Raw genomic sequence first — 17,987 nt, 5'->3', positions numbered from 1 at the left:
TGATCAGTTACGCGGGTTCCAGGCGCCGGCGTTGATGCCGTCGACCAGGCGGTTGATCGCTTCGCGCATGGCCAGGTCCAGCACCTTGCCATTGAGGGTGGAGTCGTAGCTGGCGGTGCCGCCGAAGCCGATCACTTCACGGTTGGACAGCGCGTACTCACCGGCGCCCTGGGTGGAATACACCACTTCGGAGGTGTTGATGTTGACGATATTCAACGCGACTTTGGCGTAGGCCACTTGGGTCTTGCCACGGCCGAGGATGCCGAACAACTGGCGGTCGCCGGTTTCTTTACGGCCGAACTCGGTCACATCGCCAGTCACCACATAGTCAGCGCCCTTGAGCTTCTGCACGGTGCCTTTGATTTTGGCTTCCTGGGAGATTTCGCCCATGTTGTCGCGGTCCAGCACGCTGAAGCGGTTGGTCTGCTGCAAGTGGGTGATGAGGATGGTCTTGGCCTGGCCACCGAGACGGTCAACGCCATCGGAGAAGATGCCGCGCATGTAGCTGGAGCGGTTATCGAACTTGCCCACGGCAATTGGCACACGCACGCCGGAATAGGCCACGTGGGCGCTGGCGACTTGCTCCACCGGCATCGCGCGGTTGCTCTCGGTGGCACAACCGGCCACGGTCAACAGCGCCGCGGCGGTGAGGCCCGACAGCAGGATTTTGGACAGTGTCTTCACGTGTTGCTCCTAAAGTGAGAAATCAGCAGAGCTTGGCGCTGCGGCAATTTTCAAGGAGGGAAACACGCGCTTCTGTGTTCATCCCTGAACGTCGTACCGCAACGGCTGCGGCATTTTACGGGGTTGAGAGCGGTTCTCAAGGTGTTTCGGCCATACACAGGCCCAAATGTGGACGCTGGCGTGCCCTGATGCCGAACGCAATGCTCAAAGCAACGAAGATCCAATGTGGGAGCTGGCTTGCCTGCGAAAACGGTAGTGCAGCAACAGATGCAGCGACTGACACACCGCCTTCGCGGGCAAGCCCAATGCCGATCAATTAAACGAACGCAATGCCCAAAGCAACGAAGATCAAATGTGGGAGCTGGCTTGCCTGCGAAAGCGGTAGTGCAGCAACAGGTGCAGCGACTGACACACCGCCTTCGCGGGCAAGCCCGCTCCCACAGGGGAACTGCGCTAACCCTGACTGGCATTAAGACAGACCCGCCCACCAACAACTGCGAGCCTTCGCACAGCCCTACTTGAGCTCCTTCACCAGATACTGCGCAGAAATCTGCGTAATCCCGGTCAACGCCCGGCGCAAGGCCTCTGGGTCTGTGCGGTAAGTGAGCGGCGTGTAGCCATAGACATTCTGACCATTGAACGGCGTGACCGCTTCAAAGGTGCGCCAGATCATCTCATCGCCCCGATCCATCTGAGCTAACACGTTAAGGGTCGGATAAATCACACTGCTGAAACCCTGGGTCAGGCGAAAGCCCCACTCGGACACGGTCAGCTGAATCTGCGCATCGGCGGGCTCATCATCGCCGACCACCTTGAGCGTCGAAGTCTTGCCCAACTCATCGACAAAGCCCTGCTTGAGCAACACGCCTACATCGAGTTTTTCCGCCTCCATCACCGTGAGAATAGCCACCGGCGTCGGCATCTCGGCCAACTGCCCGAGCTTCATGCCGCCGGCAAACCCGGCGCCACTCAACGCCGCAGTACCCAGCTTGGACGCCCCGCTGGCCATGCCAACACCCGCGCCAACCCCGGCACCCAGGGCTGCGCCCCAGGCCTGTTCGCGGCCGAAGTACACCATGTTCTTTTCCCACTTCACGGGCAGGACTTTGACGGTCTTGATCTGCGCGCGGTTTTCGGGGGTGAGGGGGTGGCTGACGCAACCGCCGAGGATGAGGGTGGAGAAGAGAATGAGGAGGAGGTTTTTCACATTGGTCCTTTAATGTTTGGGGTGAGGCTTTCGGATTTGCGTAGTCGTAGTGCGTTTGTTCGTGGGCAGTATGTCGGCAATGGGTGGCAAGACGTTAGTGGCTGCGGGCACGCTCCGAAGCAGCGGCATTTTGATGCCTTGCGCGGGCTTGATGGTGCGGCTTATAGTCCGGCCGTCACTCAAAAGGTGACCGGGTTTGGCGACCCGAAGAACGAGCCCTCAATAATCCAGAGAGCTTAATGATGAATCGATACATTCCCCTAACCGGCCACGACTGCACCGTCCCAGCCCTGATCATCGACACCCAGGCACCTCTCGACGTCCTTCACGACGCCGCCGTGCACCGCATTCGGGCCGTCACCCAACTGCTGGAAAACCTGGCCTTCCGCGAACAACTCAGCAGCGATGCCATCGTGCTTTCAGACTTCGCCCATTTGCTGGCTATTCCGCTGCGCGATGGGTGTGATTTGCTGGATGTCATCAGTCGCAGGCTTAATGCCGATCCGTCCTGAGTTAAAATCGGGCGGCCTTAGTGTCGCCCGCTTTGTGCGTGAGCAATCCAACCAAATAAACCGGTCCACTTTTTTCGTCATTTCACGCAGCAAACTTGATCATCAGAAAGATAATAAAGCCCCTCCAGTGTGCCGCAAATGGAAGGAAGACCAAAAATCGGTTCTGAGGCATAAGAAATAGGCAGCTCGGATCTAATCAAACCGGCGAGCTCCGAACTTTCCCACGCTGGAGTGACTATACCGCTCCAAAAACTTACTGCGTCTCCCTTATCAGACAATATAACAGGCTTTACGTATTCAATTGCGGTATTGGAGTCCCAATATAAATAACCGCGATACACAGCGCCACTTTCACCAAGAAAATCAGTTCGAACGATAATCAGAAAATCTGAGCACGTTTCCTGTTCTGCGAGGGGGCGTACAGTTGATTCATCCTCCACGGTTTCGTCCATCGGAAAAAACCAAACACTATAGCTATCAAGATCATCAATCGTTAGCTCATATACTTGTTTGTCCGACACAAATCGCCCCCTATGTAATTAAATACAACAAAAGGGGACAGAATTACTTAATAGGCCTCTCAACTCTAATTTAAATAAATCTGTCCCTTTTCTACCCATTCCTCCGAATTTTTATCCCGCAGGCACCGCATCGATATCAAACTCACCTTGTTCGTCAATTTCGGCGTCTGCTCTCAACACCTCAAAATCGCAGCCCCCTGAATTCAAATGGACATTTATTGAATACACTCCACTTGAGGAGGGTCTTATAAATTCGACCTGAAGAGAATAATCTCCTTCAGGCAGTTCTAGAGGAACCGTACTCGAAATACTACCAACCTCAATATTTCTATCTCTCACCGCGAAGGGAACTTTAAAGGCCCGAACCACGTCTGCGCTTATAGCGGGCACTTGTTCGTTAATGGAAAGGCTAATTATATGGTCCCCTTCGTCAATCAAAGCTCTAAAAGAGACACTCCCTAACCTCCACGCAAATCCTTGCGCATAACTACGATCACTCCAATCATTATACGGATGATCAAGCGAACTCAAAAACACGCAAAATTGCGAATAAGACAAATATATACTTTCTCTAAAGCTAGCCATTAGTCCACCACCTTAATTCCGACCTTCTCACCATCGCGAATGAAAAGGGGACAGTTTTATTTAATAACTGGCATTTAGGGAGAAGATCAGCAACTGTGCGATTATGTTGCATGTTCTTGCGCTATTTCTGGCTATCCCGCTGAGGGACGGGTGTGATCTGCTGGATATGATTGGACGGAAATTAAACGCGAAGATCTAAAGCAGAATCTGGGCAGTTAACTCATAACTGCCCGGCCGACTTATACGAAACCATTTTGTTAAAGAGCCACCAAAACAGAACTTTTACACCAACTCAACCAAGCCCAATCAAAACTGTAATACACCAACCAATTTGACCAGACAAAAAATCAAACCACTAAGCTCTTTAGTCGATCACCCTCATTGAGTAGTTCGTCGGCAGAAAGCGGAGTATAACTAATTACAATCAAAACCCCGCCTTCAAACTCACACACTTCTTCTACATAACCATTCAACAAATCAACAAGTTCACGAGGCTCTTTTCCAAAAGCGCGAAAACACAATTCCTTATCGAAATAATTAGCTGCATTTATACGAAAAACGCCATCCCTACCATTAACGTCTTTTTTTGTAGCGTCACAAGCTTCCAACACTAAAGGCCAATCGCTCCTCGTAACATTCCAATCATGTAAAGCTGAGCGATAGGAGCCAAATGCCTTTATATAAGCTGGAAAAACAACCTTCAACAAATACGAATAGTCGACTTTGGAATCTGTAAATTCAATAAATAGCGCATCGTCAAACTGCGCATCATCTTGGAGATACTTCTGATCTCGCAGAGCATATGAAATTCGACCTTTAACGCCGACTGGAAGTAGCTTATCCAATGACACCGAGGTCACCAACTCGCTTCCAATAGGGGAAACTTCAAGGGCATCGTTTTTCAAATTCCAAGGAGCGCCAAAATCTCCTATAGCCGTCAAAAAATCTTTATGCCTCTCTTCGATAGAGTCTGAAACACTAGGTCTATGTCGAAATTCGAGTTTATATGTGGTCATCACCGTGCCGCCCTTACAGAAATATTTCTGATATTTTGCTCATTAAGGATATCTATTAACAAAAGGAGAGAGATTTATTTAATGCGCCCTCAAACTCTAATTTAAATAAATCTGTCGCCTTTTCTCGTCTCCTTTTCTCTCTCCCCCGCCCGACTCTCTTCTATTTTGAAAGCAGAATACTTAGAGCGTCCTTAGATGCGTTAACCACCCACGACCACTCTTTTTTCTCTAAATATTCTTTGTCAGAAAGTTCTGTACCATACTTATCAAAAATCACATCAAGTGCACTTACTACATTTGCAACGGACCTTGCTTCTTTTTCATCCTTCAGGACCAAACCTATCCAATCGGAAGCGTTTTCAGCTAGCCCCGTATCATCGTATAAAAAATGTACTGTGTAATTTAACTCGTCATAATCTAAACCCGGCGATGACCGTTCTACCCAAGCCCGGTACTGATAGTCAAGGTCTGACAACCCACTCAAGTATGAGATAAGCTCCTCTCTCATACTAGGGAATTTTAGTTCGGAGAGTTCCAGCTTTTCCATTTTTTATATTCGCTCAGAGGTATATGGACTTGTTCCGCATGTTCCTTAATCGATCCACTAACAGGCTTTCCGTCCCTACCTATCACTCGACCATTGGACCTCACAATAACATGATCCACTTGCTGCGTAGGTTGGCTGATATCAGGTTCGCCCTTGTCTATCCGTACGCCATTGCCTTGATTTTTCGGATCTTGCCATCTAAACCCTACTCCTTTCTTATTGGGCGTTACTGCCCAAGTATCTGGAAACTTGGCAATTGTAGTGTCTGGAACGTCCCAAATTTTCGGCAATTCGCTCTGCGTTGGTTCAGAGTCTGTCTTCGCACTCGTAGGGTTATGATTTTTCGTCGGAGCATTTTTCCCTGCACTAGCTACCGCACGTTTGTATGCCAAGGCACCAGCAGCTGTACCTAAGCCAACGGCAAGAGCGACTTTCAGATCGTTAGTGATCTCTTGCGCCTGCGCGTCACTAAGGTTCCATTTCGCTTTAAGCGTATCGACCATAGCTCCTACAGTGTGCTCAGTCGTCGCTGTTGCTAGCATCTCCTGGAATTCAAAGTTTGAGTTAATGAGGTTCTGTACTGCTTCTCGAGCCTTCGGCGAGCCATATTCCACAATATCTTTGATGGGATTCAGGTCTGCCATGGTATTGGCGACTTCTTTCGACCGTGCCGCACAAGTCGAAGGATCAGCCTTACAGCCCGCTATCGCTTCAATATCCTGCTGAAGACTTAACTCCTTAAATTTACGAGTGGTGTCTTCAATGCAGGAGGTATCCGTGCACGCGGCTATTTTCTTGGCGGCTCTTTCAAGTTGATTGTGATTTAGATAGTTGTATTGCGTTCCGTTCTGAGCGACCCAACTGCCCTTCTCAAGCTAGGACGCATCGACATCCCCTTGTGCTGCTGCAGCTAGCACACCGACGATTTGCGAACTCATCGTAAGCAAGTCATCGTCGCCTTTGACCAAGGAGTCCAGATGAGTGACTAGAGCCTCGCTTGCACCTGCTGCCAATGCTCCGGTTTTGAAGTCTCCACCAGTGGCCTCCGCTAACAGCCCACCTACCATGGCATGAATCGCGACCTTTGGTGCCGAACCATCTGCGAACACATTTTTCGTGTAATTACCCAACAAATTGAAACTGGCAGCCGCCAAAGTGTTAAACAACGCATTTTTAAGCGCATCGCTGGCACTGCCACCTTGCCCGAGCGCTTTGCTCAACAACATGGAAGTGCCACTTTGCAGCGTTTGGTTAGCCGCAAATTGGCCGACACCCCGCCAGCTATTCAGTATTCCTGGCGTTGTGATTTTCCCTGTTGCCGTGTTTGTCTCGGTTCCAGTCCAATCACAACAAAAGGGGACAGATTTATTTAATACGCTTATCCCAGTACAAGTTTAAATAACTCTGTCCACTTTTCGTCTAAATAAATCTGTCCCCTTTTCGTCCTTTTCGTCCTTTACCACCACGAATTAAACAAATTCGCTGCCTTCCCCCAACTACCTGACCAACTAGGTAACGGTTTCTTGATCACCATTAACAGAATCAAACAGTACGCCGTCAACACCAGCCGCCATAAATCGCCGTTTCACTTCTTCACTTACTATGACCGCACCCAAATATTTTTTAAGTCTAAATATATGACTTGATCCGACCCTGCCCGGGTCAACCACTAAATTGTAGAAAGCACGATAGTTGCCGGCCATATCTGGCCTAACAGGATCATCTACCTCAAACTTTTTATAGCGCGAGCGCTTTTCATCCACGCAATCGATTTGCGTTTCTATAATCATCAAAAAATAGCTCTGGCAAACCACTTTATTGTTTATCTTCACCGGCTCAAAAACGACCTTTTGATAAGGTTCGTTTACCTCTGGCAAACCGGTGAGCGAATTTTTTGCGCTCTCGCTTAAAACAGAAACACTGGCGTATCCAGCGAGGGAATAATCAACTTCTTTACCGTCGAATTTTACATCGAGAGTATATGTGCCTGGCTCCATAAAATTAACTGGAGGATCACTGAAATGCCAGTTATCTACATGATGTACATCTCCGAGCACCCACCTATCGCAGACAGTTACATCTTGTCGCATTAAGTAATATCTCATTTCAGTCCTTCGCAAGCCATTTATTAATTTCACTACCCACGATTACTGCTTCTGACTTAATCCCTTCCAATGTTTTTGTCACGAATCAACGAAAAAAGGGGACTGTCTAGTCCTGATATAGGTTTACACCTGTTTCAGGACTAGACAGCCTTTAAACTCTAATCTAGATAAATCCGCCCTCTTTTCTTGTCCCTTTTCCTCAGCCCCCACTTCTTCAATTTATTCATCATCCCAGAACTGCCCCGGCGGCGCATAGTTGCCATATTCCAAGATGCTGCACCATCCAAAAAGCCTATAAAATATTTCAAGATCCAATATCTGGTAGATATCAGTATCAACTTTTTTTAACGACACCCGACCGTGTGCATAGTGAGAGTATTGCCCACCTACCCCACCTATCGCTCTTTTTTCAAGTTCTGCACGATCCCACTCCAGAACGGTCCCTACAGCTTCTGGCAAAGGGTCCAAAAATTCAACTTCAAACTCCGTTGCAATTTTGCAAATGCAAGGAATCAACCTTTGCTCGAGCAGGCTTTGGGTTAACAAATTCTCGGGAAACTTAATGCTTAATTTCATTTCAAAGCACCCTTTGGAACAACAACACAACCTGAAAAATTCTTTTCAAAAGTAGTCACAGGGCTAAAATACTGCTTACCATGAGGATCACGAATTGCTGCAAACAAAAGGGGACAGATTTACTCAACGTTTTTCTTCTCAACTTTCTTGACCTGGCTCTCGACCTTTAGTCTTACTTTGCTTACGAGTTTTCAACCATGACAGTATCCAAATCCCCACACCAACAGGAATCGCGTAAGCGAAAACACCTGGAAACAGATCTACAATATCAGCCCAACCAAAATCCCAAATCCCAACCTTCAAATAACTAACCAACGACCCAATGAACTTCGCAACAACCCCCATCAACAAAAACAAAAAAACCACATAAATCAACAACAATGTAAATGCCTGCAACTTTGACTTTGGCTTGATCACTTTTTCTCTCCTGCAGCACTTATAGTTCCATTAATAACTTCAGAGCCGTAGCCACCAATGGTATTACCAAGAATTTCCGACGAGCCACCTATATATGGCTTCAATTGGTTTGTTATGATTTTGCCGCCTATAAAACCTACAGACCCACCTACTGCGGTGCCCAAAAGTGGATATGTAGGATCCTCGCCTTTGATCAGGCTGCCTAGATAAGACCCGCTCAATCCATATCCCTGAGTCAGGAAAAATCCTTTCCCTTGAGTCAGAGCACCTACACCACCGGCAATAGATAAATCGGTGTAATTAATTGATTTCCCTGTAGACAACTGATAACTAAAATTCGCACCGCCAGAAATCAAACCACCCATCGCTAAACTTCCAACACCGACAGCTGGCGCTTCAACTGCAGCTAGTGGAAGCCCAACCATCATTGACCAGGCTTGAACAAGGGCATTGGCGGGCATCCAGCCATCATATCCATCACCGTGATTTTGCGATCTTATTGCCGTTGATACCTCGCTTGCATTGGCGCCGTCTTTAACCATTTTTTCGCCTAAACTACCCGACGCAGCTCCCCAACCTCCATCAATATGCAGCATGTCGTTGTAACGCTGAGCATTACCTGCAACCCAGCTGGCAGTTTCAGGATCACCATCGACTGTTGCACCCGCCATAATCCCTATGATCTGGGCGGTGCCAACCTTGAACTGATCATTCGTTGCAAATTGGGAGTCCAAATACTTACTCAAGTTCTCGGTTGCCCCAGCAGTCAAGCCTTCCGCCGCCGCACCGGCTAGCGCTCCGGTTTTGAAGTCACCGCCCCTGGCGGCAGACAGCGCGCCACCCAAAATAGCATGAAGGAAAACTTTCTCTGCCGAACCATTGCTCAGTTCCATGTAATCTGCAAAGTCCCCGAGATTCTTGTTCCCGACAGCGGCCGCTAAGTCAAAGCCTTCCGACACTAAGGCGGATCCCAGATTGTCCTTCAAGCTACCGCCATTGATCGCAGTAGAGATGCCGCTTTTGATGACCGCATGTGTACCGCTGCGCAGAACAGTATCTTGCGCTTTAGGCCAACTGAGCCATTCACTGGAATAGCCTGGGTTTGGCACCGGTCCCGAAGTCGTTACTTGCGCCCCCGCACCATTGGCCGGGCTAGCCCCCTGAAACCAGTTGCTGTCCGCGTAGTTCAGCACGCCCGTTGTCATCGCACCAATAGCGGCATTTTTTAAGCTATCGCTGCTAAAAGTGTCCTTGAGTGCCGTACCAAGATTACCTTTATTGTTTATGACACTAACCGCACCGGTGCTGGCCAGCGAGGTCAATGCGGCAGTGGCCATCATGTTTCCAAACCCGGCTGCGGTGGCTGCGGTTGCCGCAGTGGTTGCCGTTGCAGCGGTCGCTGCGGTGCCGGCGGCCATGGCGGTCCCGGAGCCCGCTGTCGCCCCTGCGGCACCACCTGCCAAAGCACTCGCGCCCCCTGCCGTCAGTACGGTGACGATAATGATGATCGCCAGCATCGCAGCCTGGCCCATGCCCGAATTGCTGTATTTGAACGAGTCGTGCAGCTCTTTAACCTGCCGCCAATCCACATCCCCGCGTTTTTCGGCCTCTTTGATCCAGGCCAATTGCGGTTCGGCCTTGACCATCGCGTCGATGGTCTGGCTGACGGTTTGCTGGTCGACTTGCTTGATGTCGATTTTCAAGCCGTCGACGGCCTGGATGACGGTTTGACCCTGTGCTACCAGCTCACTCTGACGCAAGGTCTCATCGGTCTTGCCTTTGCCCTTCATCGAGAACCAAGCCATGTTGCTTTTGCTCTTGGTATGGCTCTCGTCGTGATAGTCCTTCACGCCTTCGAAGGTGATGGCCCCGCCGCTTTTCAGAATCAGGTCGTTGCCGCTATTGAGCTTGGCGACCTGGTAACGCTGGTCGCCGTTGCTGACCAGCGTCAGGTTGCCGGCGGTTTTGATTTCGGTGCCGACGTTGGTGGTCTGGGTGACTTCGTCGCGCTTGGCTTTTTTCGCGCCCCAGCCTCCCTTCTCCTTCATGTCGTAAAGCGTATGCGTGCTGTTCTGCGCCGCCAACAAACTCAACTTATCCCCGCTATACAGATAAGCCTCATTCCCCGCACTGATCCTGCTCGCCACAATCGTGGTATTACGCCCCGCCTGGCTGACAAAATCCCCACCCGCCGTCAGCACGCTCGCCACTTGGGTGGTCTGGTCGTCCGAGGTCTTGATGCGTTTTTTGCCGTCCTTTTCCTTGCCCTCGACGTTGTGCATGTCGCTGACCGAGGCGACGTTGAGGTCGCGGCCGGCGGCGATGTTGAGGTCTTTGCCGGCGGTGGCATTGCTGCCGATGATGTTGACGTCTTGCCCGGCCTGCATGTTGAGGTTGCCGCCTGCCGTGACGCTGGCGGCGAGGTTTTTGACGTCGGTGGTGATGGTGGATTTTTCGCCGCCGTCGCGGCTTTCGTGTTTGACGCTGGTGTCGCTGGCGGCGATGAGGTTGAGGTCGCGGCCGGCGGTTAAGTTAGCGTCGTTGCCCGCTACCAGTGCGCCTCGGTTGGTGAGGTCGCGCCCGGCGTCGATGGCGAGGTTTTCGCGGGCGACGATGGTGCCGGCGCTGGTGTCGGTGAGGGTGCGCATGCCGGCGCCGTCACGTACCTGGATGGCGGTGGTTTCGTTGGTGATGTCGCCTTTGAGCGCCGTGAGGCTGACTTGCTTGCCGCGGATTTCGCCGGCCATGGCGTTGCGGATGCTGTCCTGGGCCAGCAGGTTGAGGTTGTTGCCGGCTTCGACCAGGCCGCCGGTGTAGATACTGCCGCTGCTGATAGCGGAGAGGTTGTTGCTGGCGCGCAGGGTGCCGACGTTGATCAGGTCGCCGCCGGTGACCAGGTTGAGGTCGCGGCCTTGGATGAGGCTGTTGCCGCGCACGTTGCGCGAGTCGGCCTGGGCCAGGTACAGCACCGGCACGAGAACGGTCTGGCCGTCGATGACGCGGTTTTCCATCCACACGATGTCGTGGGTCAGGGCGCCGACTTGCTGGTCGGTGAGGGCCACGCCCAGGCTCAGGCGCAGGGCGTCTTTGCTGGCAAGGCCGTTGTCCATCAGGTAGCGGAACTGGTCGGCGTCGCTGTACAGGCCGCCGGCGAGGAAGCGTTGGCCGGTTTGCGCGAGGACGGCGTCGCGGATCAGGCGGGTTTCGTACTGGCCGTCACCGAGGCGGCGCCAGGCGTTGTCGGCGGTGAAGCCGAGTTTGCCGAGCATGTAGTCGGAGCTGAAGAAGCCCGACACCGAGGTGAATTCGGGGTTGGTCTCGATCAGGTAGTGGCTGGTGGGGTCGGCGTTTTTGACGAACAGGCCGTACTCGCCCTTGGGCAGTTGGAAGGTGGGCGAGGTGGTGGGGTCGACTGGAGCAAACGCGGTGCCGGTGTAGTCCACGGGTACGAAGCCGCCACCAGGGGCCACGCCTACCACGGGCAATACGCTGCCGGGCGCCTGGGCGCTCGGGTCGTTGGCGTGTTTGCTCAGGTTGATGTTGATGCCGCCGACGGGGATGCCGGTCTGGTCGTCGCCGAGGGTGCCAGTCAATTGCGCCAGAGTGTTGTTGTGCAGCGTGCCGTTTTGCAGGGTGCGGGCGACGTTGAGGTTGACCGTGCCGCCCGCTTGCAGGGTGGCGTCGTAGCCGGGGCCGCTGTTGTTGGTCCAGGTGGTGACGTCACTTGCGTAGGCGAACGGCAGGCTATTGGGTGAGCGGCTTTTGAGTTCTTCGAAGCGCGCCTTGTCGAAATTCCCGGCCGCGGTGGCCGCATTGAACGCGGGCACGTCGACATATTGCATGCGTTCAAACAAATCGTCGGAGACGTGACCTGGCGTGCCGATGACAAGCTTGCGCTGGCCCGTGCGCGTGGCGGCGCCCTGGTTGAGCAGGTCACCGGCAGTGATGCTCAGGTCGCCATTGGCGGCCATCAGGCTGTAGCGGTTCTGCACAGTGTCGCCTTGCAGCAGCATGTTTTTGCCAGCCACCAGGCGCGCCGCGACCGAGTCCTTGGTCGCCGCCTCAAGGTACGTTTCGTAGATGGTGATCTCGCCGCGTTCCCAGCTGTCGCTCTCGCCGCAGTGCTGGCCACAGATCCAGCTCAAGCTGCCGGTGGTCAGCGTTTGCCCGAGTTCGAATTCATCTTTGGCGTTTTCGATAAAGCCTGCATTGATGCCGATCGAGCCTTCGCTTTCCACGGTGCCGGAGCGGTTGCTGAACAGCACGGCACGCCCTCCATCGCGGGCGGCGAAGCTCAGGTTGCCTTTGCTGTAGACATCGCCATAGCTGTTGCTGAAGCCATTGCTGCGCAAGGTCATGTCGCCGCCGCTGAACAGCAGCGTGTTGGCGGCATTGGTGATGCCGTTGACGGCGGTGAGGTTCACTGCACCCTGGGCACCGAGGGTGCCACGGTTGTTGATTTGCGCGGCGGCGATGTCCAGTTGCTGGCGGGCGGTGAGGAAACCGAGGTTGTCCAGGGTGCCGCCCAGGGTCAGGCGCGTATTGGTGGCCGCCAGGCGGCCGCCGTTCTGGCTGAGGTTGTTGGCGGCGACGGTGAGTGTTTGCAGGGCCGAGACGCGGCCGCTGTTGGTGATATCGCCGGTGGTGATGCTGATGTCGCCGTCGCTGAGCAGTTCGCCGCCGTTGTCCAGGCTGGCCACGTTGAGGATCAAGCCCTTGGCGCTGGCCATGCGGTCGCCGGCCTTGAGGGCCAGCCCTTGGTCGCTCTTGTAGGTGAGCACATCGTTGAGTTGCACGCGGCCCAGGCCGTCGACTTTACCGAATGCCCAGTCGGCGCTGCCCATGCCCTGGATATTGCCCTGGCTGCCTTCGAGACTGGCGGTGTTGAGGTGGAACAGGCCGGTGCCGGCGTGTTGCAGCATGCCGTTCTGGTTGTTGACGCTGGCGGCGTCAAGGCTGAAGGCCTGGCTGCCGAATTCGAGGGTGCCGTTCTGGTTGTTCAACGCACCGCTGAGGTTGACGCGGCTGCTGGCGCCGCCCAGAGCACGCAGTTGGCCGTTGGCGCTGTTATCGAGGTTGCCGCCAGTGAGGGTCAGGCCCTGGTTGGCTTCGACCAAACCGCCCTGGTTGGTGAGGGTGTCGCGTGAGGTCAGGTTGATCTGATTGCCGCTGATCTGGCCGCCCGCGCTGTTGTCGAGGGTGGCGCCGCTGACGGTCACTTGTTCTTTGCCGAACAGCTTGCCGCCACGGTTGGCCAGGGCTTCGACAGTCAGTTGCAGGTTGCCGACCAGGCTTGCCATCAGGCCGCCGCTGGCGTTGTCGACGCTGTTGGCGGTGACGGTCAGGCTGTCGCCCTGCACAGTGCCGCCCTGGTTATCCAGGCGGGTAGTGTTCAGTTCGGTGAGCGCGCCGCCGCTGAGGATCAGGCCCTTGCGGTTGCTCACATCCTGGCCGCTGTAGCTCAGGCCTTCGGCGCCGGCCAGCAGCTGGCCGTTGTCGTTGTTCAGGTGCTGGGCGGCGATGTCCAGGCGCTTGCCGCGCAGGGTGCCGCCGTCGTTGTTGAGGGTGGTGAGTTGCTTGACCAGCACGCTGCGTTCGCCCGCATCGATCTGGCCGCCGATATTGGTGAGCAGGTCGCTGACCTTGAGCACCACGTCGCCGCCATCGCTGACCAGCGCGCCTTTGTCGCTGTTGTTGAAGGTCTGCGCGGTGACGTCGATGGTCTGGCCCAGCAGGATGCCGGCGCTGTTGTCCAAGCGCTCGCCTTGCAGTTGCAGCAGGCCTTCGCTCTGGATGCGGCCCTGGGCGTTGAGCAACTGGCCCGGGCCTTTGAGCAGCAGGCTTACGCCCTGGGCGCCACCGGCGAGCAGGCCGGCGTTGCGGTTGTCGAGGCCGGAGGCGCGTACGTCGAGGTGGTCGCCCAACACGCGCCCGGCGCGGTTGTCGATATTGCCACCGGCCACGTCGATCAGCAGTTGCTTGCCGACGATCGTGCCGCTCTGGTTATCAAGGCTCGCGGCGTGCAGTTCGATATCGCCCTGCCCGGCCTGCAAGCGGCCCTGGGCGTTGTTGAGCTGTTGCGCGGCGGTGAGGGTGAGCTTGCCGGTGTCGGCGCTCAGTACGCCGCCTGCGTTGCTGCTGAGGGTGCCGGCCGTAACGTTCAGATCGGTGCTGGCCTGGGCGAACCCCTGACTGTTATTGAAGGTGTTGGTAACGGCGAGGTTGAGCGCGCCACCGTCAGCCTGGATCAAACCCTTGAGGCTGTTGTCGAGGTTGCTGGCAGTGACGGTGGCGGTCTTGGCCACCAGCACGCCGTTCTGGTTGTTCAGGTTGCCGGCGTTGACGGTCAGGTCGTTGGCGATGACTTGCCCGCCGCTGTTGTTCAGGTTGGCGCTGGTGAGCACCAGGCTGCCACCGGCCATTTCGATACGGCCCTGGCGGTTGTCCAGGGACGCGCTGTTGAGCGTGGCGGCCTGGCCTTCGCCGAAGCGGATCAAGCCGCCAAGGTTGACGATGGCCGGCGAGTTGATCGCCAGGCTCTGCTCACCGAACAGGCGGGCGCTGGCGCCCTGGTTAGTGAGTTTGGCGCTGCTGACCTCGACGCTCTTGGCCTGGATGATCGCGCCCTGGTTGGTCAGCGCCTGCGCGGCGGTGATCGACAGTGCACGGCTGGCCAGCAGGTTGCCGCTGGTGGTGACGGTTTGCGCGTTCACCACCAGATCGCCGGTGGTGTTGCGGCTGTTATCAGCGGCGACGCCGGCTTCGATGATGCCGGGGTTGTTCACGCTGGCCGCGTTGATCTCGATGCGCTGGCCGGCGGCGATGCTCTTGCGGTTGACTAAAGCCTGGGCGCTGGTGACCTGCACGTTGCCGTTGGCGTAGACCTTATCGGTGAGGTCGATGTTTTGCGCGGTGACTTTGACGCTACCGGTGGCCACCGTTTGCGCCATGCTCAGGCGCCCGTTGGCGTCGAGCTGAATATCGCCACCACTGGCCGCCAGGGTGCCGTCGAGCTTCACACCCACACCGGCCTCGGTGCCCACCAGTTTGATCGCGCCGGCATACATGCCGCCCAGGGCCGAGGAGTCGATCGCCAGCTCCGGCTTGGCGCTGCCGTCATCGGCGCGGGGGGTGGTTTTCAGGCTTTGCGCATCGACGTCGTTGCGCCCGGCGATCACGTTGAGTTCGCGGGCGTTGATTTGTGCGTTGATCTTGGCCGAGCGGGTGATGATGTCGAAGCGTTCGACGTTGCTGGCGTTCAAGCCTTCGCCGTCGATGGTCACGGCGCCGCCATCCACTTCATAGCGCTGCAACTGGCCGCTTGCATCAAGCACCGGTTTGCCGGTGGTGAGGGTGACGTTGGGGGTGTTGATAAAGCCGCAACCGCTGCACGTCACGCCGTACGGGTTGGCGACGATGACCTTGGCCGACTGCCCCGCCACTTCGGTATAGCCGCGCAACTGGCTGGGGCTGCCGCCGTTGACTTCGTTGAGGATGACGTTCGCCGCGCCGCCCTTGAGGTTGGGGTTGCCGACAATGATCCCGCCCAGCTGGGTGTTAACCATGGCGCCGTTGCCGTTGTTGAGGATCACGCCGTTGGGGCCGACGTTGTAGTCCTTGAACTGGTTATGGGACAGGCCCGCGCCATTGGGGGTGGCGATGTTCACCACCGGCACGCCATTGCCCGCCGCGCCCACGGTGGTGCCCGGCGCACTGACCACAATGCCCTCGGCCTGGGCCAGCAGCGGCTGCCAGAACAGTGCGTTGGCAAGGATCAACGCCAGCCCGCGCTTGGGCAGGCCGAAGAACGCGTCCCGACGCTTCAGGGCGGCAGAAGGTTGGCGGGCCAGGAAGGCGAATTGGCGAACATCCATTGTCAGGCTCTCATGCAGCGGGGCGTTGAATTACAGGAAAAAATCCATGCGGAAGTAGATCGGTGCTTCGCGCTCGGTAACCACACCGGGTCTTTCTAAGGAGTGAGCAAAGGTCACGCTGGTGCTGACGTGTTTGCCACGGGCGAACAGCTCCAGGGAGTTGCTGGACACCCGTCCGTGAACGTTGTCGTTGTAGCGGTCGTTGCGGATCACGCCTTGGTCATAACCGACGCTGGCGCCGTATTCGGCGAAGGCCGGGCGCATCCAGTCGAGGGTCACCGGGCGTGCCCAGCGCACTTCGTTGCGCCAGTAGCCGCCGCTGTCGCCGGTCAGCAACTGGTCCTTGAAACCGCGCACCGAGGCCGAGCCGCCGAGGCTCATGCGCTGGGGCGAAAACAGAATGTCTTCGCTGCGTTGGCCGGTGGCCAAACTGCTGAAGCTGAACGACTCGCCCCACAGGCTGAACGGTTGCAGGTAGCTGACGGTGGCGGTGTATTTGCGGTAGCGCGAATTGGGCTGACGCCGACCGAGCGGGTCACGCTCGTCTTGAGACTGGGCGTCGAGCAGGCCGATGCCGCTTTGCATGTCCAGGTCCAGGTTGACGAAGGCACTGCCGATGCGCCGACCGTGGTTGACGCCCAGTTGCAGTTCGCTGAGGCGGTTGCTGCTGGGCGCGGTGCGCACGTCGAGGATGTAGTTGTTGGTGCGCAGATGCGCCAAGCCGACGTTGACCGAGGTCTTGCTCACGTCATCGCGGTGGATCACCCGTTCGGCGCGCAGTTGGTGGTTCTGGTTGTCGCCGTCCTGCTTGTATTTGAAGCCGTCGGTCACGCCGTAGGTGCGGTAGTCGCTCTCGCTGTAGGTGTAGCTGAAGTTCCACCAGCCCCAGGGCACGTTGTAGTAGAGCATGGTGTTTTTCGAGGTTTTCTGGCGGTCGCTGATGGCGTCGTGGCCGCCGCGCAGCATCAGTTGGTCACCCAGGCCCAGCGGGCTGTCCCACTCAAGGCCCGCGCCCCATTGCTGTTCGCCGGTGCTTTTCTGCCCGTCGTTATTGCGCGAGAGGCTGGCGCGCCAGGGCTTTTGCGCGGTGTTCTTGACCACCACGTCGCTGCCGCCCACTTGCTGGCCGGGGGTGAGTTCCATCTGCGCCTGTTTGGACGGCAGGCGGTTGAGCTGGTCCACCAGTTGCTCGATTTCACGCAGGTTCAGCGCTTCGCCGACCTTGCCGGGAAAAGCCATGGCCAGCTCGCGGTCGGTCACCGTGCTGCCTTCGGCGCTGCGCAGGGCTTCGAGCTTGCCCTCCACCACCAGCACTTGCAGATGGCCGGTGGAGAGGTCTTGCTGCGGCAGGTAGGCACGGCTGGTGACGCGGCCTTTGCCGAGGTAATAGTCGGTGATGGTTTTGAGCAGGTCATTAAGCTGCGACACGCCCAGGCACTGGCCGATGTAGGGCTTGAGCAGGCGCTCGCGATCGGGTGCCGGCAGGCTGTCGGCGCCTTTGAGTTCGATGGTTTTGATTGGGAAGCAACGGGTGTCGGCAGGGGTTGCCGGGGCTTGGGGCTTGTCCGCTTTGCCGGGCAGGTCTTGGAGTTCTTGGAGGCGCCGCTGCTGCTCTTCAAGCAAGCGGTTCTGCCGGTCGCGGATCAGGTCCTGATCGCCGGGCGTGGGGGCGGCGGATGCACTGTTCAGGCCCACGCAAGTAAGCAGGAAGGTGCAGAGCAGTAACCGGGTCCGTGGCAATAACGAAGACATGTTCGATCCATCGAAAATCAAGGGCCGCGAAACTAACATCGAACTTCCAGCTCGCCTAGAAACGGGCGACGTGGGGCCGTTCGACTGATTAGTTTTCTAACCTGTTGATTATTAATAATAATTTTTCATCAAAAAAGTTTAAGTCGGGCACTTGCGGTGATTATTCCGACAAGTGGCAACTGTTTTGATGG

Annotated in this window: 13 protein-coding genes and 1 pseudogene; 1 reads left to right on the top strand and 13 read right to left on the bottom strand. The window is 55.8% G+C overall.

The annotated features are described in order from the left end of the window. Positions 1-3: 3 nt before the first annotated feature. Together BUE92_RS14270 and BUE92_RS14265 are read right to left on the bottom strand one after the other, a co-directional pair. Positions 4-684 (bottom strand): CsgG/HfaB family protein, encoded by a 681-nt coding sequence (locus BUE92_RS14270; RefSeq protein WP_005783620.1) that lies wholly within the window; start codon positions 682-684, stop codon positions 4-6. Between the two features lie 514 nt (positions 685-1,198). Then, on the bottom strand, positions 1,199-1,891 hold the full coding sequence (locus BUE92_RS14265) for a hypothetical protein (protein WP_073524453.1): 693 nt from the start codon (positions 1,889-1,891) through the stop codon (positions 1,199-1,201). A 254-nt stretch (positions 1,892-2,145) separates the two neighbouring features. Between BUE92_RS14265 and BUE92_RS14255 the strand changes: the two genes are divergently transcribed. Beyond that, positions 2,146-2,403 carry a hypothetical protein gene (locus tag BUE92_RS14255; protein WP_073525018.1) on the top strand — a complete coding sequence of 86 codons (258 nt, stop codon included), beginning with the start codon at positions 2,146-2,148 and terminating at the stop codon, positions 2,401-2,403. A gap of 77 nt (positions 2,404-2,480) precedes the next feature. Here the strand turns inward: BUE92_RS14255 and BUE92_RS14250 are convergent, their stop codons facing one another. From BUE92_RS14250 to BUE92_RS14200, 11 genes and pseudogenes are all read right to left on the bottom strand, one after another. Further along, entirely contained in the window at positions 2,481-2,924 is a 444-nt protein-coding gene (locus BUE92_RS14250; RefSeq protein WP_073524448.1) for a hypothetical protein, read from the bottom strand. 111 nt (positions 2,925-3,035) lie between these two features. After that, positions 3,036-3,509 (bottom strand): competence protein ComJ, encoded by a 474-nt coding sequence (gene comJ, locus BUE92_RS14245; RefSeq protein WP_073524446.1) that lies wholly within the window; start codon positions 3,507-3,509, stop codon positions 3,036-3,038. Positions 3,510-3,856: 347 nt separating this feature from the next. Beyond that, positions 3,857-4,525, bottom strand: coding sequence for a hypothetical protein (locus tag BUE92_RS14240; RefSeq protein WP_073524444.1), 669 nt, complete (start codon positions 4,523-4,525; stop codon positions 3,857-3,859). Between the two features lie 160 nt (positions 4,526-4,685). Then, the gene (locus tag BUE92_RS14235) at positions 4,686-5,072 is read right to left on the bottom strand and encodes an SCO4402 family protein (protein ID WP_081372188.1); all 387 of its coding nucleotides are present in this window, start codon (positions 5,070-5,072) and stop codon (positions 4,686-4,688) included. Further along, the gene (locus tag BUE92_RS28915) at positions 5,045-5,716 is read right to left on the bottom strand and encodes a hypothetical protein (RefSeq protein WP_256673966.1); all 672 of its coding nucleotides are present in this window, start codon (positions 5,714-5,716) and stop codon (positions 5,045-5,047) included. Before BUE92_RS28915 ends, BUE92_RS14235 begins: the two co-directional genes overlap by 28 nt. 158 nt (positions 5,717-5,874) lie before the next feature. Further along, positions 5,875-6,415 (bottom strand): annotated as a pseudogene (locus BUE92_RS28910) (DUF637 domain-containing protein); the annotation flags it as partial. Between the two features lie 165 nt (positions 6,416-6,580). Then, positions 6,581-7,162, bottom strand: coding sequence for an imm11 family protein (locus tag BUE92_RS14220; RefSeq protein ID WP_256673965.1), 582 nt, complete (start codon positions 7,160-7,162; stop codon positions 6,581-6,583). A gap of 234 nt (positions 7,163-7,396) precedes the next feature. After that, on the bottom strand, positions 7,397-7,753 hold the full coding sequence (locus BUE92_RS14215) for a hypothetical protein (RefSeq protein ID WP_073524436.1): 357 nt from the start codon (positions 7,751-7,753) through the stop codon (positions 7,397-7,399). Positions 7,754-7,891: 138 nt separating this feature from the next. Next, positions 7,892-8,170: a hypothetical protein gene (locus BUE92_RS14210; protein ID WP_073524433.1), complete on the bottom strand. Its 279-nt coding sequence runs from the start codon at positions 8,168-8,170 to the stop codon at positions 7,892-7,894. Further along, positions 8,167-16,044: a two-partner secretion domain-containing protein gene (locus BUE92_RS14205; RefSeq protein WP_256673964.1), complete on the bottom strand. Its 7,878-nt coding sequence runs from the start codon at positions 16,042-16,044 to the stop codon at positions 8,167-8,169. Before BUE92_RS14205 ends, BUE92_RS14210 begins: the two co-directional genes overlap by 4 nt. 30 nt (positions 16,045-16,074) lie before the next feature. Next, entirely contained in the window at positions 16,075-17,796 is a 1,722-nt protein-coding gene (locus BUE92_RS14200; RefSeq protein ID WP_073524431.1) for a ShlB/FhaC/HecB family hemolysin secretion/activation protein, read from the bottom strand. Positions 17,797-17,987: the final 191 nt, after the last annotated feature.

The sequence above is a fragment of the Pseudomonas fluorescens genome (assembly GCF_001902145.1).
Classification (GTDB): Bacteria; Pseudomonadota; Gammaproteobacteria; order Pseudomonadales; family Pseudomonadaceae; genus Aquipseudomonas; species Aquipseudomonas fluorescens_BV.
The sequence above is the reverse complement of the archived record's forward strand: the minus strand, read 5'-3'. Positions and strand labels throughout refer to the sequence as shown.